The following is a 20,696-nucleotide window of genomic DNA, read 5'->3' as shown; positions in this document are numbered from 1 at the left end:
ATCGCTTTTCGTCCATATCCCCCACGCTCGGCGAACCGAAGTGAACTCTGATCGAGACGCGACCGGGTCGCTAAGGCCTCACGAAGATGTCTAGCGCTACCAGAACCAGGAATACGGCCAGCACGTAGCCCTCGAACAATGCCCGCAGGGCGCGCGGGGCGGCCCGCACGTCCATGAAGTGAAGCCCGATCAGCCGCACCTTGAACAGTGCGATCCCGATGATGATCGCAGCGCCGACCGAAGCGAAGCCCGCGCCCTGCTCTACCCCGACCAGAAACGACCCGAAGGTCAACGCGAGTAGCAGCGCCCACACCAGGGTCACCCGACGCGTCGCCGTCATCGTCACCTCACCAGATAGAACAGCGCGAACAGGACCACCCACAGCAAATCGACCATGTGCCAGAAGATTCCGCCGGTCTCACACAGCCGCGCCTGCTTATCGGCGAACTCCGGTTGCCGGACGACCACGATCAGCCGGCTCAAGACGGCGAGACCGATCAGCACGTGCAGCAGGTGGATCCCGGTGAACATGAAGTAGTACGAGAAGAACTCGCCACTGCCGACCCCTTTGCGGGCGCCGAACAGCTGGGACCATTCGACGGCCTTGACGGCGACGAAGCCGAGTCCACAGCACAACGCGGCCGTTATTAGCCGCGGGGCGCCCGCGCGCCACCCACCGAGGACCCGCTGCACGGCCAGCACCACCAACAGCGAACTGGTCAACAGCAGAACGGTATTGACCGTACCCAGTGCGGCGTGCAGCTCGGCGTGGTCGCGCGCGAACACCGCGTGGTTCTTGCCGCGGGAGTACATGAACGTCGCGAAGAACAACGCGAACACCGTCATGTCGCCGAGTACGAAGACCCAGATGCCCTCTTCGCCGGGGACTTTCCGGCCTCGGTCGGCGGCCGCGTCCCGCGCGTCCGACTGCCGCACCAGGGTCATCGTTGCAACTGGCTGTGCCGCGGTTCGTCCTCAGACAGCGCAGAGTTTCCTTCCGGCGCCGCAATGCTGACCCACAGCTGCCACGCCATGATCAGGAACCAGAGTCCGAAGAACACGGCCACCAGCCAGAAGGCCAGCAGCCCGTTCCACGCGAACACGCCGTCCTTGAACAACACCACCAACCCGCCGGCGGCGAAGATGAACCCGCACCAGACGTTGAAGTAGCCCAGCCACCGCGGCCAAATCTCGTGTGCGGCACCGAAGATGGCAAACCCAACGGCCAAACACTGGATCGTGGCGGCCGGCCAGTTCATGACGAACGGCAGCCACCCGAGGTCGTTGAGGGCCTGGGTGATCTGCGGATCGCGCTCGGGACGGTACGACGCGGCCGCGAAGGCGAAGGTCGGCATGATGATCGCGACCACCGCCAGCGCCGTCCCAACGAGTTGCGTGTAGGCGAGCGCGGAGTACCGTCCGCCCTCCATCTGCCTGATCCGCACGGCGATAAGCGCACCGAACGGCGCCTGCAAGCCCGAAGCGGTCAGCAACAGGACTAGTCCCAGCCGCTTCAAGCCGGTGTTCGTCGACCAGAAGTGAGCTATCTCGTTGGCGTTGCGCATCGGCGATATCGGCGGAAGCAGGCCGGTCATGATGATCGCCGGGAACAACAGCAGCACGAACGCCGCGCCGCTGAACGCCATCGTCTTCTGAATACCTGGTGTCATCACAGAGTCCCCTTCGCCTCGTGGGTCGCCCGAATATCCGCTGAACGACCCACGACTGCAACGGCTTTAAACCGAAGCTTCGCGTCGACGCGTCGTCGCGCTTGCCCCGTCGGCGAAGACAACGGTGGGGCCGACCATCAGCGCCTGCGTCGGATCCTCGGGGTTGATGGCGATCCCGTCGCCGGGTTTCACACCGCCTTCCTCGCACATCTTCTGCCACATCGCCATTCGCGTCGAGCGCTTCGGCGTCAGCTTCCCGTATGCGAAGATCCGCCATAGTGTCCAGTTCGGCGCCGGCAGCGACTGTGGCCGCCCGACGAGCTTGTGCAGGACGAACATCCAGCCGACCATCATCGCCATCATGATCGTCGTGGCCACCCAGCGCGCCACGACCGGCAGCGTCGAGTTGTGTGCGAGGAGGTGAATCCAGCCGATCCCGAAGTAGTTCATCATCATGCCGGTCGGCGCGACGAGCAACAACCACAGTTTGTGCGCCCCCTTCAGGCGCGGCACCGCGAACGCCAACATCGCGCCGATGGTGACGAACGAGCCGCCGTTGATGAAGCCCCACCAGTAGGGGAAGTTGAGGAACTTGTACGGCTGCACGCCGTAGTACTCGTAGGTCCGCAGGTTAATGCCGATCGTCTCCATCACCGCGTCGGTGACGATGCCCAGTCCCAGCAGCATGACGAAGTGCCGGGCATGCGCCCCGTTGCGGATGACGAAGTAGCAGAAGTACGACTCGAGGCCGAGGAACGCGACGTAGCACAGGGGGATCAGCGCGGGCACGGTGATGCCGAAGTTGGTGAAGGCCGGCACCAGGTTCTTGGCCCAATGCAAGTGGCCCAACAGGTCGAGCATGGGTTCGCACTGGCTACAAATGAATCCGCTGGCGATGACCAGCAAAGGAATGTAGTTCTTGCTCCGCACGGCCGCCCTGATCGCCCAGGGCAGCGCGAAGATGACGGCGGCGGCGCCCGCCACGAAGAAAAAGGTGATTTGGGCCGGGGCGCTGGCGATGAAATCGCCGGGGCTCGGCTTGATGTTCGGGGGCCAGCCCTCCTCACCCACCAGCGGCCACCAACTGCTGCTCAGCGTCAAACTCATCGATATCCGACCTTTCTCCCCCGCGCTGAAGTGCGGTTTTTGTCGTGCCGGTGGTTGCGGCAACCCGCTCGGCTGGTGTGGACCAGCTCACACTAACATGATGTTCAGACAGCGTGTATACCTGTTTTGAAATTTGCTTAGATTCTTCTGGCGGAACACGGAGAGATGCGCGGACCGCAGGTAAGGTGTCGCCGATGACCGAGATGACGCGGCGAGCTGTCGGTCGACGACGGGTGGCCGACACCGAGGCGTCGGCCGCTGAGAGCATCTTCGCGGCCACCGCGCGCCTTTTGACAGGGCAAGCGTTCAACGACGTCAGCGTTGCGCAGATTCTCACCGAGGCAAAGGTTTCCCGGGCGACCTTCTACTTCTATTTCGCCTCCAAGTTTTCCGTGCTCAGCGGTCTGCTCGAGCGCGCGATGGACGACATCTTCGAGACCGTCCAACCGTTTCTGGCCCGCTCCCCCGAGGACTCGCCGACGGCCGCCCTGCAGCGCAGCATTCGGGCTGTCACTCACGCGTGGCATCGCCACCGTCCGGTGTTACAGGCGGCGAATCATCACTGGCACTCCGAGCCGGAGTTGCGCGATCTGTGGTTGGCAATCGCCGAACGCTTCATCGCCGCCGGCGCCGTCGAGATCGAACGCGAGCGCGAGGCGGGGATAATCACCTCGCAAGTGCCGAGTAGGACGCTCGCGGCAACGCTGTTCTGGGGCACCGAACGCGTGCTGTACATCGCCGGGCTGGGGGTTGAACCGAATCTCGCCGACGAGGAAGCCGCTGTCGACGTGTTGGTAACGATGTGGCGGGGCACCCTGTACGGACCGTAATCGCGGCTCGCGCGCGCTCAGAACACTCGGTGCAGGATGCCCTGTTCGAAAAACCCACCACCCGTGCCGCTTTCGCTGTCCAACGTCATAAAGTCGTCGTAGGTGGCGAACGACGGCCCCTCGGAGTCGGCGCCCATCGGCACAAAAAACCCGGCCACCCGCGACGAAAGCGTGACGAGCCGGGTGCCGCCCTCGGCGTCGCGCAGCCGGGCCAGCCGGAACTGCCCGGCGGCGTTGCGCCCAAACGTCACATCGGCGACCGTGAGCGATCGGTCCGCGTCGATCAGAAATCCGTCGGATCGCAGCGTGCCGTCGGCACCCAGAAACTTCATCACCGTGATGAAGGTGTCGCCGATGACCGCCACCAGACCCGCGTACTCGATCCACATCGTGGATTCGTCGCGGAAACCCCAGGTGCGGTCGCGCATTCCGCTCGCGCGCACCGGTGACTCGGCGCCGTCCAGTACCAACGTGCCGGTGACCTGACACGCCTGTTGAAAATGTTGCAGCGGCTTGCCCGGAACCAGTTCGGGGACCACGCCGCCCGCCGCGTAATCGGCCGCGACGAACAACGGGGTGTTCACCAAATCGGCCCGCAACCGTGGATGCCGGACCCTTATCGCGCCGTCGAGCCCGAAATGAATCGACGCGCTCGCGAAGCTGCCCGGTGCCAGATCCTCGATGATCTCCAGGACGTTGCCCCGGACCGAGACACTGCACCGGGCCCGTCGCGCGCCCGTGCCGTTTGGCGATGTCGAGACGTGGAAGCTGCAGAACACCGCGCTGGAGGTGTCCCAAAAGGACAGGTAGGCGTTGTCTTTCCAGACCGGATCGGCCGGCCCGGCCGCGTCGGGGTGGATGGGCTCGGCCAGCGGCCCCCAGGCGTCGGCGAGGTCGGTGACGGTCATCGGCGTGTTACTCCCCTTCGTTGCAGGACCTCGACGATGTCCGCGTCGGCGGGCCGTCCCTCCGGCAGCGTGGCCGTCCGCGTCAGCCCGATACGGCATTTTTCTTACTCAGATTAAAATCTTGCCAGCATTTCAGTCAAGCGCCGTGGGTCGCCGGGCGAATGTGAGTGATCGTTTACAGGCTGGTCCGACTCGCTTAGGATCCAGCTGATGTACGACGGACAGCAGCTGATGTACGACGGACACCAGATGCTCGCCCAAATTGACAACCACAAGGTCGCGATCCTCGCGTTGTGCGCGCTGGCAATGGCCTGCAATTACACGTGGTTTTTCGCCGCCTATGTGATCGCTTGGCGCGAGAAGGTGTACTCGATCCCGATCTTTTGCACCTTGTTCTGGTTCGCAGGCGACGCGACGTTCGTCGCCCACTACGGCACGTGGTTTCACACCTACCACCACTGGTACGTCGAACTATTCTGGGGCGCACTGCTGTTCACCGTCACATTCGAGATCGCCTACATCGTGCAGGCCATCCGGTACGCCAGAAAGGAGCTGCTGCCGTCGTCGACCCCGGGCCAGTTCGCCGCCCTGATCGTCGCCGGCGCCGCCGCGGCGGTCATCGTGTGGAATGTGTTCAACCGCTCGATGGGTGACCCTCTTGCGATCGCCTATTTCTCGGTTGCAAACACCGCCCTGCCGTTGATGTACGTCGGCATCCTGATGCGGCGCCGCTGCAGTGCCGGAACCGCCCCCGTGGTGTGGTGGGGATACCTCGGGATGATCACTTGCTGGTTCGCGGCCATCGCGGCGTTCTTCGGACCGCAATTCCGCTCGTTCTGGTATCTCGGATTGTGGGCAATCTGCACCATCGGTGGAATCGGCGTGCTTGTCGCAGTCAAACGGCTGCCGAAGACGCCCCCGCAACCCGTCACCGTACCGCCGGCCCACAGCGTGCCCGTTACGCGTTAAGCCTCGCCGGGATACGGCCTCAAATGCCTCCGCGGGCGACGAGCTGGCCGGCGATCACATTGCGCTGGATTTCGTTGGTGCCTTCGCCGACAATCATCAGCGGTGCGTCGCGGAAGTAGCGTTCGACGTCGAACTCCGTGGAATAGCCGTAGCCGCCATGGATTCGCACGGCGTTGAGTGCGACCTCCATCGCCACCTCGGACGCGAAGAGCTTGGCCATCCCGGCCTCCATGTCGGCGCGGTCGCCACGGTCATAACGCTCGGCGGCGTAAAGCGTGAGCTGCCGGGCGGCGGTGAGTTTCGTTGCCATGTCTGCCAGATAGTTCCCGACCGACTGGTGTTTCCAGATCGGCTTTCCGAAACTCTCCCGCTGCTGTGCGTAGGCAAGCGCGTCCTCGAGGGCGGCCGTTGCCACGCCGAGCGCGCGAGAGGCGACCTGAATGCGGCCGGTCTCCAGACCCTTCATCATCTGCGCGAACCCCTTACCGGGAACGTCGCCCAGGATCGCCGAGGCGGGCGCGCGGTATCCGTCGAAGGACAGCTCGCAGCTCTCCACGCCCTTGTAGCCCAGCTTGGGCAGATCCCGCGACACCGTCAGTCCTGGCCCGTGCTCCACCAGCACGATGGAGATCCCGGTGTGCCGCGGCGTCGCCTTCGGATCGGTCTTGCACAACAACGCGATGAGGTCCGACCGGCGCGCGTTGGATATCCAGGTTTTCGCGCCGGTGATCACCAGATCCTGACCGTCGGGAACCGCCGTCGTCGCCATGTTCTGCAGATCTGAGCCGCCGCCGGGCTCGGTGAGCGCCATCGTCGCGCGAACCTCGCCGGAGGCCATCCTCGGCAGGTACGTCTGTTTCTGCTCCTCGGTGCCGAAAAGCGTCAGCAACTTGGCCACCACCGTGTGGCCGCCCATCGCTCCGGCCAGGCTCATCCAGCCGCGCGCGAGTTCCTGGGTCACCAGCACATAGCAGGACGTCGATACCGGCGAGCCGCCATACTGTTCGGGGACCGCCAACCCGTAGATCCCGATCTGCTTCATCTGCTCGATCCACTTCTCGGGATACTCGTTGGCGTGTTCGACATCGCGGACCGTCGGTTTGACGTCACGGTCGATGAACGCTCGGACCGTCTCGACCAGCAGGCGTTCTTCATCGGTCAGCGCAGGACTCACAACATCACCTCGCGAGCAGATTTTTATTCCATATTAAACCGTGACTCACCCGGCCCGGTGCCGGGCCGGTCGCTCACGTTCAGGTGCGCCGGAGGTATCCCCCGCGGCTCGCCCTACGCACCACACATGTTGGCGACGGCCAACATGTCGGCCAGATCGACAAACTTCACCCGAGGCCGGGAGGCTTCGGTACCGCGTTGGCGCTCGGCGGCGTCGATCGCGCGCCACCCCTGCCAGTCCACCGGCTCGACACCTCGCTTTGCGAGCAGGGCACCCACCGCGGCCCGATCGCCCACATCGCGCTTCAGCACGCCCGCGTCGAAGTCTTCCCAGAGTTTGGTCAGCGTCTCGGCGGCGCAACTGCGGTTCGTTCCAATCACTCCGCGCGGACCCCGCTTGATCCAACCGGTGACGTAGGCGCCCGGGACAGGCCGGCCATCCTCGCCCACGACGCGACCATTCCCGTTGGGCACCAACCCGGTGGACGCGTCGAAGGGAACCCCGTCGATCGGCGAGCCGCGGTATCCGATGGAGCGCAGGATCAGCGGAGCCTCGATCAACTCGGTCTCTCCGCCCGGATGCACCACCCGTAAACCCTCCGCACGGCCTTCGCCCACCACTTCGGCCGGGGAGGCGTGGAAGCGGAAGACAATTCGCTTGTTGTCCGGTTGCCGCGCCCGTTGCGTGAACTCCCGAGCGATCTCGAGTTTCATGATCGTCTCGACGTCGTCACCGGGGTGCGGCTCCAGCTCGTCACTGTCGACGATGACGTCCACGCCAGGCAGGTGGCCCAGGGCCAGGAACTCGCCGACCGAAAACGCCGCGTCCCTCGGCCCCCGGCGCGCCAAGATCACCACTTCACGAACCATGCCGCCCGTCAGGCTGCGCAGCGCATGCGGGGCGATGTCGGTCTTCGCCAGCTCTTCAGGGCCTATCAGCAAGACGCGGGCGATGTCCAACGCCACATTGCCGTTGCCGACGATGACGGCCCGCTCAGCGGACAGGTCGAACGCGTGCCGCGCGTGCTCCGGATGCCCGTTGTACCAGCCGACGAAGTCCCCCGCCGCGTGGCTTCCGGGAAGCCGTTCGCCCGCGATGCCTAACTCCCGGCCCTGCGACGCCCCCACCGCGTAGATCACCGCGTGATAGTGCCCGAGCAGCTCCTCGTGGGTGATGTCGCGGCCGACCTCGACGTTGAGGTGGCAACCGAACCCGGGGCTGGTAAACGCGGGATCGAAGACATCCACGACCGACTTGGTGTGCTGATGGTCCGGCGCCACCCCGGCGCGGACGAGACCGAACGGTGTCGGGAGACGGTCGAACAGGTCCACCTCGACCCCGGCGACCCGGGCCAGCCCGGTCGCCGCGTAGCAGCCCGCCGGGCCCGCGCCGACGATCGCCACTCGTAGCGATCCGGCCTGCACGGCTGTGTGATCGTGGTCGCCCGCGCGAACGGCGGCCTCCAGAGGCTGATGCGCGAAGAAGGTCGCGTTGATGTCCAGGAACCGCGCCAATGGAGGCGGCAATTCGTCCTCGTGATAGATGGCGCCGACCGGGCACTCCTCGGCGCAGGCGCCGCAGTCGATGCACGCCTCGGGGTCTATGTAGAGCATCTCGGTTCCGGTGAACTCACCCGCCCCGGCAACGGGCCCGATGCAGTCCACCGGGCACACGGGGACACAACTGGCGTCCTTGCAGCAATTTTGGGTGATCACGAAAGCCATTGCGTCTAGTCCTCGAGGGATAAGGCGCCGGTCGGGCAGCTGTTTACGGCCTCTTCGACCGCCGCGCGTTGGTCGTCCGGGGGTTCGGGGTTGATCGCACGCGACTGGCCGTCATCGCCGATCTCGAACACCTTCGGCGCGGTTGCCTCGCACAACCCGATTCCCGAACACCTGGTGGTGTCGACCCTCACCCTCATCAGAACAACCTCCGCATGAGGGCCAGGGCCCGTCTGCTGTACGGCGGATAGACCAGCCGTGGATCGGGTTTGGCCGGTTTGGACAGCACCGCGCGCCGGTGGCTGAGCGTCTCGAACCCCCACTTGCCGTGGTAGGCGCCCATGCCGCTGGCGCCCACACCGCCGAATGGCAGTGACGGCACCAGACAATGCATGGCAACGTGATTGATCACCGCGCCGCCCGACGGGATGCGGTCGATCAGATCGATGCCGAGCGCTCCGGAAGCAAAGACATACAGAGCCAAGGGCTTCGGACGGCTGTTGACGAAATCAACTGCGTGATCGAGCGATTCGACCGTCAGGACCGGCAGTATCGGTCCAAAGATCTCATCGGCCATCACCGGATCGCTGGGTGACGGGTCGACGATGACTGTCGGTTCGATCCGAAGCGTGGAGGTCTCCGACCGCCCGCCGGTGACCACCTCGCCGTCGGTGGTTGCGATCAACGAAACCAAGCGGTCGAACTGGCGTTGATTGACGATCCGCAGTGCCGGATCCGGTTCGGCGGAACGGAATTCGCGCACGTTGGCGACGATCTTGCCGACCAATTCTTGGGCGATCCGGTGATCGGCGAGCACATAGTCCGGCGCGATGCAGGTCTGACCGGAATTCAACAGCTTGACCCAGGCGATGCGCCGCGCGGCGACGTCGATGTCGGCGTCGGCCGTGACGATCACGGGGCTCTTGCCGCCCAGTTCCAGCGTGACCGGGGTCAGGGTCGGCGCCGCCGCGGCCATTATCTTCTTGCCGACCTCGGTGCCGCCGGTGAACAAGACGTGGTCGAATCCCACCGCCAGCAGCTCCTGGGTGATCGCGGCATCGCCCTCGACGACCCGCACGGCCTCCGGATCGACATAGCGCGGCAGCAGCCGCGCCAAGAGCGCCGACGTGGCGGGTGCCAGCTCGGAGGGTTTGATCACCACACAGTTGCCGGCCGCGACCGCGGCGACCAGCGGCGCCAGGCTCAGATACAGCGGGTAATTCCACGGCCCGATCACCAGCACGACACCCAGCGGGTCGTATTGCACCCACCCACGGCCGGGCAGCTGCGCCAAGGGCAATGTCTCGCGGCGCTTCTGCATCCACTTCTTCAGATGCTTGCGCGCGTAAACGGCTTCGCCCTTGGTCGAAGCGATGTCACCCAGCCACGCCTCCGCAGCAGACCGACCCAGGTCGTCGGCCAGCGCCGCGGCGATCTCAGGCTCCCGCTCCTCGACGAACCGCTCGATCCCGCGCAGTTGCGCCAATCGCCACTCCACGGGACGGGTGCGCCCGGTGGCGAAGACCCGGCGCAGGTCGGCGAGCACGCCGGCGCTATCGGTCGCCTGGACCGCATGAATAGTCACGGATACTCCTTGGGCAGCTCAGATTTCGGGGGCCGGCACGACGCCACTCGCAACCGCCCCACTGATCCCGCCGTCGACCGCGAGCGCCTGGCCGTTGACCCACCGGGCGTCGTCGGAGGCCAGGAACAGCACCACGCCGGCGATGTCGTCCGGGTCGGCGTGCCTGCCCAGCAGATTCTTCAGTCCGTCGAGGGTGTCCTTGCCCATCGACTCCTCGAAGTCGACCAGGATCGGCGTCTCCACCGGACCGGGCAGCACCGCGTTGATGCGAAATCCCATCTCCGCCAACGCCAAACCCATCGACATGGCGTAGACGGTGGTGACTTCCTTGGAAAAGTTGTAGGCGTTGCCCTGCTGCGGGTTGGCCTTGAACCAGGCCGCGCCCTCCTCGTAGGTGTCGGTGGCCAGCAGGTCACGAATCGTGTCGAGCCGCTGCGGCCAGCCGAACCCGGCGGTCGAGGACACGATGGTGACCGAACCGCCCGGCCGTAGGCGTTCGAAGAACGACTCGGTGATGTGGCGCACGGCGAGGCTGTTGACGGCCAACACCAACTCGGCGGGCGCGGTGCCCGGAATGCCGGCGATGTTCATCAGGCCGTCGAAATCGCCGTCGAGTTGCTCGAGGGCGGTGTCGATGCTGTGCGGGTTGGCCAGGTCGACCTCGATGTGTTGGGTCACTTTGGCTTTCGGTTGGTTGCGGTCCAGGCAGTAGACCTCGGCGCCTCCGGCCAGCAATCGCTCGGCCACCGCGTGGCCGATGCCTGATGCGGCGCCGGTGACGACGTAGCGCTTGCCCCTGAAGTCGGCCATGATTCTCCTAATCGAGGGTGTAGGGCAGGGATTTGACTGCGGTGATGAAGTTTCCGGTCAGATATTCGGGCTCCCCGACCCGCAGGGTGGGCGCCCGGAAGATCAGCTCGCGGAAGATCGATTCCAGCTGCATCTTCGCCATGAAGGCACCCATGCAGAAGTGCGGGCCGCCGCCGCCGAACGCGACGTGGGGGTTGGGCGACCGGGTGATGTCGAAGTCGTAGGGGTTGGTGAACACCCGCTCGTCGCGGTTGGCCGAGGAGTAGACCATCGTTACCCAGTCACCCTCGCGGATGTGCTGGCCGTGCAGCTCGGTGTCCTGGGTGGCGGTGCGCCGAAACGTCATTACGGGGGTTGTCCAGCGCACGAATTCTTCGATGGCGACCTTGATGCGGCCGTCGAAGTCCTGCTCCAGCAGCGCCTTTTGCTCGGGGAATTGCTGCAACGCCAAGGTGGTGAAGGTGGTGGTGGTGCGGGTGGTGTCGTTACCGGCCACGGACAGCAGCACGAAGTACGGGCCGAGGTCGTCGTCGGTAAGTCTCCGGCCGTCCACTTCGGCCTGCACCAGCGATGTCATCAGGTCGTTCTGCGGGTGTTCCCGCCGTTTCTCGGCCAGGCCGATCCCGATGTTGAGCAGTCCGACGAGCGAATCGGTCAGCACTTCGGCGGGTTCGCGACCGGCCGCGACGTCCGGGTCGGCCCAGGCCACCATGCCGTCGGCCAGGTGCGCCGCCTCGTCGCGTTCGTCCTCGGGCAGGCCGAGCATCTCGTAGATGGTCCACATCGGCAGGCGTTTGGCCACCTGCTCGACGAAGTCACCCTCCCTCGTCTTCAGCAGATCGTCGACGATGGACTTCGCCTGGTGATCGATCTGGTCCTTGATCTTGGCGACCTGCCGTGGGGTGAACACCGAGCTGACCAGCCTGCGCAGGCTCGAGTGCTTGGCGCCGTCCATGCCCAGGAACGACTGGGCGGCCTCGAGCATCTCTTCGGGAACGGCCTCGAACGTGATGCCGTACCCGGAGCAGAAGAGCTCCGGGTTTTTGCTGACGTAGCAGACATCCTCGTTGCGCGTGACCACCCAGACGCCGTCGATTTCGGGCTCCATCATCGAGCCCTCGATCGGGCGGTGCCAGCTGACCGGACGTTCGTCGCGCAGGATCTTGAACGCCTTCTCGCGCTCGTCGAAGCTCTGCGCCCAGAATTCCAGCGACGAGATGCTCACCGGATCGAAGGGCGGGCGGTCGATCTTCGGAGCCGTGTCAATTGTCATGCGCTTGCCTCCACATAGCGGGCCTTGAGAGCTCTCTTCACGAGCTTCCCGGTGGCTGTTCGCGGTAGCTCGTCGACGAAGTCGACGGTCCGGGGCGCCTTGTAATGCGCGATGCGGTCCCGGACATAGGTAATGATCTCGTCGGCCAGTTCGGCCGATGGTGTTGTGCCGGGCCGCAATTGAACGACGGCCTTGACCTGTTCGCCCATCTCCGGGTCAGGAACCCCGATCACGGCGACATCGAAGACCTTCGGGTGCAGTGCCAGGGCGTTCTCGACTTCCTGCGGGTAGATGTTCACCCCGCCGGAGATGATCATGAATGCCTTGCGGTCGGTCAGGAACAGGTAGCCATCCTCGTCGACATAGCCGATGTCTCCGACGGTGGCCCAATTCTGGTGTGCCGGATGCCTTGAGGAAGCGGTCTTTTCGGGATCGTTGTGATACTCGAAGGGCACGACGTCGCGTTCGAAGTAGACGGTGCCAACCGCGCCCAGGGGCAGCTCGGTGCCGTCGTCGTCGCAGATGTGCAGGACACCGAGGGCGGCCTTGCCCACCGACCCGCGCTTTTTCTTCCACTCGGCGGCGGTGATGACGGTGGTGCCGTGCTGCTCCGTCGCGCCGTAATATTCGACGAGGATCGGGCCCCACCAGTCGATCATCGCGTCCTTGACGTCGGGTGGGCAGGGCGCAGCCGCGTGCACCGCCATGCGCAGCGAAGAGACATCGAACGCGTTGCGCACGGCTTCCGGCAGTTGGAGCATCCGGACGAACATCGTCGGGACCATCTGAGTGACGGTCACCTTGTACTTCTGAATGGCGGCCAACGCCTTCTCGGCGTCGAAGCGCTCCATGAGAACTACGGTGCCGCCCAGCGCCTGGACGCCGGCGCACCACTTCAGCGGGGCGGTGTGGTAGATCGGCGCCGGCGACAGGTAAACGTCGTCGCTGGAGATCTGGAAGGCATGCGCCAGCAGCCCGATCAGTGGGTCGCCCGGCTCGTCGACCTGGATCGGCAACAGGTGCGGCTTGATGCCCTTGGGCCGTCCCGTGGTGCCCGAGGAGTACAACATCTCCGAACCGCGCGGCTGATCGCTCAGCCGGGTGTCCGTCGTGGCCAAGAGCGCACCGTACGGCAGGTAGCCGGTGATCGCGCCACCGAAGGAGTACCAATGCCGCACCTCGGGAACCATTTCGGGCAGCCGCTCGGCGAGTTCGGCCACTCCGGCGGAAGCGATGACCACTTGCGCCCCGCTGTCGCGCACGATGTAGGCCGCTTCCTCGGCCGCCAAATGCCAGTTCACCGCTGTGATGTATAGGCCCGAACGCAATGCGGCCCAGTAAATCTCGAAGGCTTCGACGGAGTTGTCCGAGAGCATGGCCACGACGTCGCCCCGGCGCAACCCCAGCGCATGCAGCGCCGACGCCAGTCGAGCCGAATTGTCGTCGAGTTCTCGGTAGGTAAGCGCACGACCGGACTCGGCCACGATCACGGCCGGCCGTTCTGGCGCAGACGCCGCATGGGTACCCGGAAACATGCGATCAGACGAGGAGATCGTCGCGACCGTCGTTCTTGAGTCGCTCGATGTAGCCGGGGTAGAGCTTCTTGCCGAGTGGAGCCAGCTTGAGCAGGCTCGCCACGTTACCTTCGACCTTGATCTTCTTCTTGGCCATGGCAAGCGGCAGATTGACCTTGCCCTGCCAGTAGCCGTTGCCGGTGTCGGCCGTCATGGACATCGTCGCAGTCGGCGCCGGTCCGCCCTCCAGCCCCTCGCGTACCGACTTGTTCGCCATGTCGATGACGACGAGTGCTTCGGGCTCGGTGAAGGCGAACGCCACCACGAGCCCGGTGTCGACCAGTTTGGGACCGATCTCTAGATCGTCGAAGGCGGTCTCGAAAATGCCGCCGATGTACTTCGCGACCTCCGCCGAGTTCTTGAACCCCATTGTTCTTGTTCTCCCAAATCTATTTTTGATTAGATTCCGACCAGAGCCGTGGGTGTCACATGATCAACCCTTGTTGGCCACCCTATGACCCCCGTCACAGAGACAGTACCATAAGCCGACTTATGGTCAAGGCCCCCCGAGTCCATAACTTTCCGCCGCGCGCGCATCACCTTAACCGGGATTAAACCCCCACCACGCAGGCATACCGCTGCGATACGGGCTGCCAAGGCGGAGTTTTCTAGAGCATATTAAATTCCTTTGGTAGGTTGGCCCGCATCGGTTTCTACCAGGCCAGCAGGGGTGACATGTGACGACGAGGCCCTGTGAGGTCGACGACCCCACATCGGTGGAGGTCAAATTCGGGCTGCAGAACTGTGTGGGCTCCGGCAGCCAGCGGCAGTGCGATGTCGTGCTGGGGCCGTGGTCACGAAACACCCTGGGGCAGACGCAATCCGGTGTGATCGTCACGGCGCTGGATCATGTGATGGGTGAGAGCATCTTCGCTCAACGTCCCGCGGGCTGGTGGTTGGTGACGTCGCAAATTGCGGTTGACTTCCTGGCGCCCGTCCCGGTGCTCACCAGGCTGCGGGCGGCCGCCGACGCCGCGATGGTCGATGCCGGCGGCGGCTACGCGCGGGGCCAGCTCGACGATGAGCAGGGCAATCTCCTCGCGACCTACTGCGCCTGGCTCCATCGTCGGCCCGTGTCGCCCGGGGCCGTTGCGCCGCGCGCGGCGTCGCCGCCTACGCGCCGTCCGGCCGCGAACATCGACGACTACCTGGGTGTCGACCACGGCGCAGGTGACGGCGCCGTGCTACTCACGTTGTCCGAGCCGTCGCCATGGACCAACTTCATGGGCTTCGTGCACGGCGGCGTGTGGACCTGCCTGGTGGAAATGGCGGCGTCTCGCGCTGTCGCGCAACACAATCCGGCGTTGGTTCCAGCAGGGCTGCACACGATATTTCTTCGACCTGGACGTGGCGACGCAGCGATCACGGTGCGAGCCGACATACAGCGCGTCGGGTCCACCTCCGCCGTGGTCGACGTGCTTGGCCGGGCCGCGGATGGCGGCGTGTGCACCCGATCGACCGTTACCTATCGTGTACGACGACCAGACGCCCGCGCATAACCGATACCATTCGTGAATGTACGACGCGCACACGATTCTCGAAGCCATCGACAACCACACGGTTCCGATCCTGGTGGGCTTCGGGCTTTCCATGGTGCTACAGAACATCGCGATGATCACCGCGGTCATCATGACGCGGCGCGAAGGCTGGATCTCGATCCCGTTGCCCTGTACCTTCTTGTGGTTCGCCCACGACCTCGGCGTCGTGGCCCGCTTCAATACCTGGTTCAACGTGTACGACCACTGGTTCCTCAAGCTGTTCTGGTTGGGCCTGCTCAGCGCGCTGATCCTCGAGTTGATCTTCTTCGCGCAGGCCATCAAAGTCGGTCGGGCGGAGTACCTTCCGAACGGCACGCAGGCGCAATGGACCGCTCTGCTTGTCGGCGGCGCCGCGGCATTCGTGATCATCTGGGAATACATGAAGGTCGTCTGGGACGATCCGCTCTACCAGGCCGTGCCCGCGATCACGCTGTTCCTGCTTCCGGTCGCCACCACGGCTCTGCTCCTGCGCCGGCGATCCGCCGTGGCGCAATCTCCGCTCATCTATGGTTGTTTCGCCGCGATGGTCGTGCTCTGGTGGGCCGTGACGGCCGGCTATTACGGTGGCGGTTTTGCGAGCTGGCAATACCTCCTCACCGGCGTCGCCGCGTTCGCGATGTTGGTCGGCGTCACCGTCGCGGTCGCGCGGATGCGTGTGCGGACCAAGACGAACGACGGGAATGCCGGCGTCGGCATGACAGCTGACCGCGTCATTGCCCCGTCGACGTGAGCTGCTGCACGAGCTTGAATTTTTGAACCTTGCCCGTCGCCGTGGTGGGCAAATCCTGGGCACGGTAGAACACCACCCGCTTGGGCACCTTGAAGCGTGCCAGCTTCGCCCGGCAGACATCGAGCACATCGCTTTCGGTTAGGGCCACACCCGGCGCCGGAACAACGACGACACAACCGATCTCGCCCCAGCGGTCATCGGGCAAACCGACGGCGAAGACCTGGCTGATCTCGTCCCGCGCCGCCAAGAGGTCCTCGATCTCCTTGGGCATCACCAGCTCCCCGCCGCTCTTGTACAGTTCCCTGCTGCGGCCGGTCACTTGAAGGTAGCCGTCGGCGCGCACGCGACCGAGGTCTCCGGACAAGAGCCACCCGTCCCGCAGGGTCGCCGCGGTCTCCTCGGGCCGGTTCCAGTACCCCAACATCGCGGTCGGCCCCGATGACACCAATTGGCCTTCCTCGCCGACGGGCAGATCCTCGCCCGTTTCGGGATCCGCCGCTTTGTAGACAACGAGGGCATCGGTGCCCGGAACCGAGGCGGCCCCGGCCATTTTCGGTTTCCCGACGGTTTCGGATGTCAGGCGCAGCGAGTCTTCGGGCCGGGTCAGCGTCATCGCGCCCCCGCACTCCGTCATCCCGTAGCCGGTGACGATCTCGCTGACGCCGAAATCCGCCTCAATTCGCCGCCACAGCCAGGCCGGTGCCGGCGCGGAGCCGCACAGGATCGCCTTCAGCGAGCCGAGGTCGTAGCGCTCGCGGGCCGGGCTTTCGATCATGGCGACGGCCATCGTGGGAACACACAAGATGTCGTTGGCGCGGTGGCGCTCGATACCGGCGAAATAACCCTCGGCGCTGAAGGTGGTCTGCGGGATGATCGCGCCGCCGGCGAACGTTACCGACAGCAACCCTTCGACATAGCCGAACATGTGATAGCACGGCAGCGAAAACAATATGCGCCTGCCGTCCTCGTAGGCGCGGGTCAGCGCCGATGCGTACGCCGTCCGCAGCACGGCGTCGTGAGTGACCAGCACACCCTTGGGTGAACCGGTGGTGCCGGAGGTGTACAACATGTCGCCCGCATCGTGCGGATCGACGACCAAACCGGCGCCGGCGCCGAGGTTCTCGTCTCCGAGCGCGGCAAGGCTGGCCACCGTCAGGCGTCCCGGTCGCGCCCGCCCATCGGTGTCGAGCAGCACCGCGGTCCACGGCGTGGCGGGCGTCGGTGAGTCCCAGCCCGGCGCGATCCCGTCGAGCATCGACTGATAGTCGAGACCGCGGAATTCCGTCATGATGACCACTACCCGGCATCCCGAATCGTCAAGGACATAGCGCAATTCATCCTGCCGGTAAAGGAAGTTGAGCGGCACCGCGATCGCCCCAATCCGAGCGATCGCAAACTTCACGGTGACGAATTGTGGGTAATTCGCCATGACCATCGCCACGCGATCGCCGGGGCGAACGCTGAGGGCGGCGAGACCGTCGGCCAGCCGTCGGGACTCGGCGGCCACGTCGGCATAGCTGAGCCGGGTGTCGTCGGCCAGCACGAGGGGCCGGTCCCCATACCGCTCGGCGCATAGGTCAAGCCATCCCGTGAGCGTGCGCGGTAGCCACACCGGGAAGCGCTCGCGAAGCGACTGCCGTCGCGCCTCGATGCTCGTGGTCAACGGACCGCTCCAACCACGTTGGCCCCGTTGTTATCCCACCGGATTGGTGCCGAGCTTCGCGTTCGACATGTCGCTGATCTCCGCCCAGCGACTGGTGATCTCCTCCAGCGTTGGCGGTTCGCCGAAGGTGACACCGTCGTTCTGAAACTGTGCCACCCGCTGTACCAGCCCGCCGCCGACGACGAACACCGAGCCGGATTCCTGATTCTCTTCGGACAGCAGGTATCCGACCGCGGGTGCGACGTGGTCGGGGTCCAGCCTGTCCAGGACCTCCTGGGGCGCGATGTCGGCGGTCATCCGGGTGGCCGCCATCGGAGCGACCGCATTCGCGGTGATGCCGTACTTCGCGCCCTCGATCGCCAGGGTGTTGATCAGGCCGACCAACCCCAGCTTGGCGGCGCCATAGTTGGCCTGCCCGAAATTGCCGTAGATCCCGCTGGTCGAGGTCGCCATCACGATGCGCCCGAACTGCTGCTCGCGCAGGTGCGGCCACGCCGCTCGCGTCACGTGGTAGCCGCCGTAGAGGTGCACCGTGATCACGGCATCCCAGTTCTCGTCGGTCATCTTGTGGAACGCCCCGTCACGCAGGATTCCGGCGTTGTTGACCACACCGTGCACGGCGCCGAAGTGCTCGAGCGCGGTGGCGACGATCGCCTGGGCGCCCTCGTGGGTGGCCACGCTGGAGTAGTCCGCGACCGCCCGGCCACCGTCACCCCGGATTTCCTCGACGACAGCGTCGGCCATGCTGGTGCCCGATCCCGACCCGTCCCGGGCCCCACCGAGGTCGTTGACGACGACAAGTGCGCCGTTGGCGGCGAGGAACTTTGCGTAGGCCCGTCCCAGCCCTCCCCCGGCCCCGGTGACGATGACGACCTTGTCCTGAACTCCGGGCACTTCTGCTTCCTCCGCTCGTGTGACGCGCTGACGGCTCAGTTTAACGTAGATTAAAATATGAGTGAGCGTCAACCACGACAGGCGGGGTTGGAAGCGTTCCCGTGTTCCGAACCCGGAGCAGGAATTCCCCGCTCGACCTACCAGCTAGAGTCCCAAGCATGGTGAGCGGCGTGTCGCGGGTGGCCTACCTGGAAACGGGCCTCGACGTGCTCTCCGACCTCGGCTACGGCGGCCTCAAGCTGGCCGAAGTGTGCAACCGGCTCGGCGTCACCACCGGCTCGTTCTATCACTTCTTCGAGAACTGGCCGACATACACGAAAGAGCTGGTCGACTACTGGCGGCAGGCCAACACCGTCCGGTTGGTGGAGTGGATTCGAACGGAACCCGATCCACGACGGCGCATCGACCGCATGATCGACATCGGTTTGAACCTGCCGCACCACGCCGAAGCCGCGATCCGCGCATGGAGCAGCGCGGATCCGGATGTGCATGCGGTCCAAGTCGACGTCGACGCCGAGCGCCACCAGATCCTGCGCGAGTCCGCCGTGGAGATCCTGCACGACGAACGCCAGGCACAGCTGTTCGCCGATTGGGCGGTCTACCTGCTCGTCGGCTACGAGCAGGCGACCCTGCCTCCCGACAAGGCCGCCCTCGAGTGGATCGTCGGCCAGCTACTCGACGCGCTCGACGCGGGCCGGTTCGCCTCGGTCCCCCGCGATTGAGCTTGCCGCTCGATCTTCCTCGACAGCGCTTCGGCGATGGGGCCGCCCAAACAGGTCAACGAGTGCTCGCTGAAAGCGACATTTCGGCGATCAGTAATCCGGCACGCGCAGTCCGCGGACGGTCAGCTGCGTCATGGCATCGATCATGCGCTTGTATGAGACCTTCTTGCCCAGGCCCATCCAGTCACCGTGCAGGGCAGCCGAAAGCACCATGGCGAACATCGCGCGCACGGTGGGACGAAGGTCGAAGTCGGAAAAGTGGCGTTCTTTGGCCTCGGTCGCGACCACCTCTTCGAATAGGGCCAGCAACCGATCGAAGGCGGCGTTGATCTGTGCGGAGGATTCGGGGCTGAGCTGGTCATGTTGGTGTGCCGACATCACGGCGAGCAAGAGCTCGCGTTCGCCGTGCAACACGTCGAATAGCCCGGTGTAAAGCGCCGTTCCTTCCTCCCGGGGGCTCAGTTTCCCGTGCTCCCGCGATCGGTAGTCGCTGATGTAGTCGTCCATGAACTCGGTAAAGGGAGTGATTACGGCCTCTTGGAACAGATTGGCCTTGGTGCCGAAGTGGCGAAAGATCATCACCTCGGTGAGCTGCGCACGGTTGGCGATGTCTCTGGTTGAGGTGCCCTTGAATCCCTTTGCGGCGAAGACTTCTCGCGCAGCACGCAAAATCAGCGTCCGTCCCTGCCCATGGACGCTGCTGCGTTCGGTGGTGCTCACCGGTTCACGGTAATCCTCACTGACGCCTTGCGGCGGCGCCGACACGGGAACCGGCCGCCGGTCAGGGCGTGTGGGAGATGGACTCATACTGCATCCGGCGGTGCAACAACCAGGCGTTCATGAACATCCCGCCGACGAAAACGACGGTAGGGATCCAGAATCCGATCAGGCCGTTCCACGAAAAGGGACCTGTCTTGAAGAACACCGCCAGCACTCCGCCGGCACCGGTCACGGCGACCCACAGGTTGACATAGGCCGCCCACCGCGGCCAGGCCGGTTGATGGCGGTCGTCGATGAACGCCGCGATTGCCATGCACACGAATTGCATCGAGTAGGTCGGAATGAGGATGGTCCAAACCAGCCAGCCGTAATCGTTGAGCGCGCGGACAATCTCGGGGCTGATCTCGGGTCGGAAGCTGGCCAGAAGCCAAAACAGACAGATGATTTGGAAGAACGCCGTCAGTATCACCGCGGCGCCGTACTGGATGGGCGCCAATAACGCGTTGGGTCCTTCGATCTTCTTCATCTCAGCGGACACGACGGCGAAAAACGGGAGCAGCAACGCCGAAGCGAACATCGCGCCGATCAATCCGACGCGAATCGCGGCACGGTTTTGCGCGTAGAACTCCGCGATGTGTGCGGCGGTCCACGACTCACCGGGGGGCGGGATGAACCCGGCGACGACCGCGAAGAACGCACCGAAGGTGAGCACGCACACCGGCCACGCCCAGATGCACGCCAGCCAGATGCCTCGCCGGTGCACGCCGCGCTCAGGCGCGGCGACGCTGATTGTCGTGCTCATAGGGGT

Annotated in this window: 22 protein-coding genes; 5 read left to right on the top strand and 17 right to left on the bottom strand. The window is 64.8% G+C overall.

Annotation, left to right across the window (positions count from 1 at the left end; all coding sequences use genetic code 11):
- Positions 1–70: 70 nt before the first annotated feature.
- The 4 genes from AC5Y7V_RS25350 to AC5Y7V_RS25335 form a co-directional block, all read right to left on the bottom strand.
- The gene (locus tag AC5Y7V_RS25350) at positions 71–340 is read right to left on the bottom strand and encodes a cytochrome C oxidase subunit IV family protein (protein WP_499882793.1); all 270 of its coding nucleotides are present in this window, start codon (positions 338–340) and stop codon (positions 71–73) included.
- A gap of 2 nt (positions 341–342) precedes the next feature.
- Positions 343–945 carry a cytochrome c oxidase subunit 3 gene (locus AC5Y7V_RS25345; protein WP_499882792.1) on the bottom strand — a complete coding sequence of 201 codons (603 nt, stop codon included), beginning with the start codon at positions 943–945 and terminating at the stop codon, positions 343–345.
- A complete protein-coding gene (locus AC5Y7V_RS25340; RefSeq protein ID WP_499882791.1) occupies positions 942–1,670 on the bottom strand; it encodes a hypothetical protein in 729 nt (242 codons plus the stop codon). The genes AC5Y7V_RS25345 and AC5Y7V_RS25340 overlap by 4 nt, the downstream gene beginning before the upstream one ends.
- 66 nt (positions 1,671–1,736) lie before the next feature.
- Complete coding sequence (locus AC5Y7V_RS25335) at positions 1,737–2,777, bottom strand: hypothetical protein (protein ID WP_499882790.1); 1,041 nt, start codon at positions 2,775–2,777, stop codon at positions 1,737–1,739.
- 194 nt (positions 2,778–2,971) lie between these two features.
- Between AC5Y7V_RS25335 and AC5Y7V_RS25330 the strand changes: the two genes are divergently transcribed.
- Positions 2,972–3,607 carry a TetR/AcrR family transcriptional regulator gene (locus tag AC5Y7V_RS25330; RefSeq protein ID WP_499882789.1) on the top strand — a complete coding sequence of 212 codons (636 nt, stop codon included), beginning with the start codon at positions 2,972–2,974 and terminating at the stop codon, positions 3,605–3,607.
- A gap of 17 nt (positions 3,608–3,624) precedes the next feature.
- Here the strand turns inward: AC5Y7V_RS25330 and AC5Y7V_RS25325 are convergent, their stop codons facing one another.
- Positions 3,625–4,515, bottom strand: coding sequence for a DUF7064 domain-containing protein (locus AC5Y7V_RS25325; RefSeq protein ID WP_499882788.1), 891 nt, complete (start codon positions 4,513–4,515; stop codon positions 3,625–3,627).
- A 210-nt stretch (positions 4,516–4,725) separates the two neighbouring features.
- On the opposite strand from AC5Y7V_RS25325, the gene AC5Y7V_RS25320 reads away from it, so the two are divergent.
- Positions 4,726–5,484 (top strand): hypothetical protein, encoded by a 759-nt coding sequence (locus AC5Y7V_RS25320; RefSeq protein ID WP_499882787.1) that lies wholly within the window; start codon positions 4,726–4,728, stop codon positions 5,482–5,484.
- A gap of 19 nt (positions 5,485–5,503) precedes the next feature.
- Here AC5Y7V_RS25320 and AC5Y7V_RS25315 read toward each other — a convergent pair whose 3' ends face one another.
- The 8 genes from AC5Y7V_RS25315 to AC5Y7V_RS25280 form a co-directional block, all read right to left on the bottom strand.
- Positions 5,504–6,658, bottom strand: a complete 1,155-nt coding sequence (locus AC5Y7V_RS25315; protein ID WP_499882786.1) for an acyl-CoA dehydrogenase family protein — start codon at positions 6,656–6,658, stop codon at positions 5,504–5,506.
- A gap of 113 nt (positions 6,659–6,771) precedes the next feature.
- Positions 6,772–8,382, bottom strand: coding sequence for an FAD-dependent oxidoreductase (locus tag AC5Y7V_RS25310; protein WP_499882785.1), 1,611 nt, complete (start codon positions 8,380–8,382; stop codon positions 6,772–6,774).
- 5 nt (positions 8,383–8,387) lie between these two features.
- Positions 8,388–8,579, bottom strand: coding sequence for a ferredoxin (locus AC5Y7V_RS25305; protein WP_499882784.1), 192 nt, complete (start codon positions 8,577–8,579; stop codon positions 8,388–8,390).
- The gene (locus tag AC5Y7V_RS25300) at positions 8,579–9,964 is read right to left on the bottom strand and encodes an aldehyde dehydrogenase family protein (protein ID WP_499882783.1); all 1,386 of its coding nucleotides are present in this window, start codon (positions 9,962–9,964) and stop codon (positions 8,579–8,581) included. The genes AC5Y7V_RS25305 and AC5Y7V_RS25300 overlap by 1 nt, the downstream gene beginning before the upstream one ends.
- 18 nt (positions 9,965–9,982) lie before the next feature.
- Positions 9,983–10,774, bottom strand: a complete 792-nt coding sequence (locus tag AC5Y7V_RS25295; protein ID WP_499882782.1) for a coniferyl-alcohol dehydrogenase — start codon at positions 10,772–10,774, stop codon at positions 9,983–9,985.
- A 7-nt stretch (positions 10,775–10,781) separates the two neighbouring features.
- A complete protein-coding gene (locus tag AC5Y7V_RS25290) occupies positions 10,782–12,047 on the bottom strand; it encodes a cytochrome P450 (protein ID WP_499882781.1) in 1,266 nt (421 codons plus the stop codon).
- Positions 12,044–13,582: an acyl-CoA synthetase gene (locus AC5Y7V_RS25285; protein WP_499882780.1), complete on the bottom strand. Its 1,539-nt coding sequence runs from the start codon at positions 13,580–13,582 to the stop codon at positions 12,044–12,046. Before AC5Y7V_RS25285 ends, AC5Y7V_RS25290 begins: the two co-directional genes overlap by 4 nt.
- A 4-nt stretch (positions 13,583–13,586) precedes the next feature.
- Positions 13,587–13,991: an SCP2 sterol-binding domain-containing protein gene (locus tag AC5Y7V_RS25280; protein WP_499882779.1), complete on the bottom strand. Its 405-nt coding sequence runs from the start codon at positions 13,989–13,991 to the stop codon at positions 13,587–13,589.
- A 346-nt stretch (positions 13,992–14,337) separates the two neighbouring features.
- Here AC5Y7V_RS25280 and AC5Y7V_RS25275 point away from each other — a divergent pair, with 346 nt between their 5' ends.
- Both AC5Y7V_RS25275 and AC5Y7V_RS25270 read left to right on the top strand, forming a co-directional pair.
- Positions 14,338–15,120, top strand: a complete 783-nt coding sequence (locus AC5Y7V_RS25275; RefSeq protein ID WP_499882778.1) for a PaaI family thioesterase — start codon at positions 14,338–14,340, stop codon at positions 15,118–15,120.
- Positions 15,121–15,193: 73 nt separating this feature from the next.
- Positions 15,194–15,889: a hypothetical protein gene (locus tag AC5Y7V_RS25270; protein ID WP_499882777.1), complete on the top strand. Its 696-nt coding sequence runs from the start codon at positions 15,194–15,196 to the stop codon at positions 15,887–15,889.
- Here the strand turns inward: AC5Y7V_RS25270 and AC5Y7V_RS25265 are convergent.
- Together AC5Y7V_RS25265 and AC5Y7V_RS25260 are read right to left on the bottom strand one after the other, a co-directional pair.
- Positions 15,870–17,552 (bottom strand): class I adenylate-forming enzyme family protein, encoded by a 1,683-nt coding sequence (locus AC5Y7V_RS25265; protein WP_499882776.1) that lies wholly within the window; start codon positions 17,550–17,552, stop codon positions 15,870–15,872. The two genes, AC5Y7V_RS25270 and AC5Y7V_RS25265, sit on opposite strands and share 20 nt — an antisense overlap.
- Positions 17,553–17,582: 30 nt before the next feature.
- Complete coding sequence (locus tag AC5Y7V_RS25260; protein WP_499882775.1) at positions 17,583–18,446, bottom strand: SDR family oxidoreductase; 864 nt, start codon at positions 18,444–18,446, stop codon at positions 17,583–17,585.
- 158 nt (positions 18,447–18,604) lie between these two features.
- Between AC5Y7V_RS25260 and AC5Y7V_RS25255 the strand changes: the two genes are divergently transcribed.
- Positions 18,605–19,168, top strand: coding sequence for a TetR/AcrR family transcriptional regulator (locus AC5Y7V_RS25255; RefSeq protein ID WP_499882774.1), 564 nt, complete (start codon positions 18,605–18,607; stop codon positions 19,166–19,168).
- Between the two features lie 90 nt (positions 19,169–19,258).
- Here AC5Y7V_RS25255 and AC5Y7V_RS25250 read toward each other — a convergent pair whose 3' ends face one another.
- Together AC5Y7V_RS25250 and AC5Y7V_RS25245 are read right to left on the bottom strand one after the other, a co-directional pair.
- Positions 19,259–19,888: a TetR/AcrR family transcriptional regulator gene (locus tag AC5Y7V_RS25250; RefSeq protein WP_499882773.1), complete on the bottom strand. Its 630-nt coding sequence runs from the start codon at positions 19,886–19,888 to the stop codon at positions 19,259–19,261.
- Between the two features lie 61 nt (positions 19,889–19,949).
- Entirely contained in the window at positions 19,950–20,690 is a 741-nt protein-coding gene (locus AC5Y7V_RS25245; RefSeq protein WP_499882772.1) for a hypothetical protein, read from the bottom strand.
- Positions 20,691–20,696: the final 6 nt, after the last annotated feature.

The organism is Mycobacterium sp. NGS34, assembly GCF_059812845.1.
The sequence above is the reverse complement of the archived record's forward strand: the minus strand, read 5'-3'. Positions and strand labels throughout refer to the sequence as shown.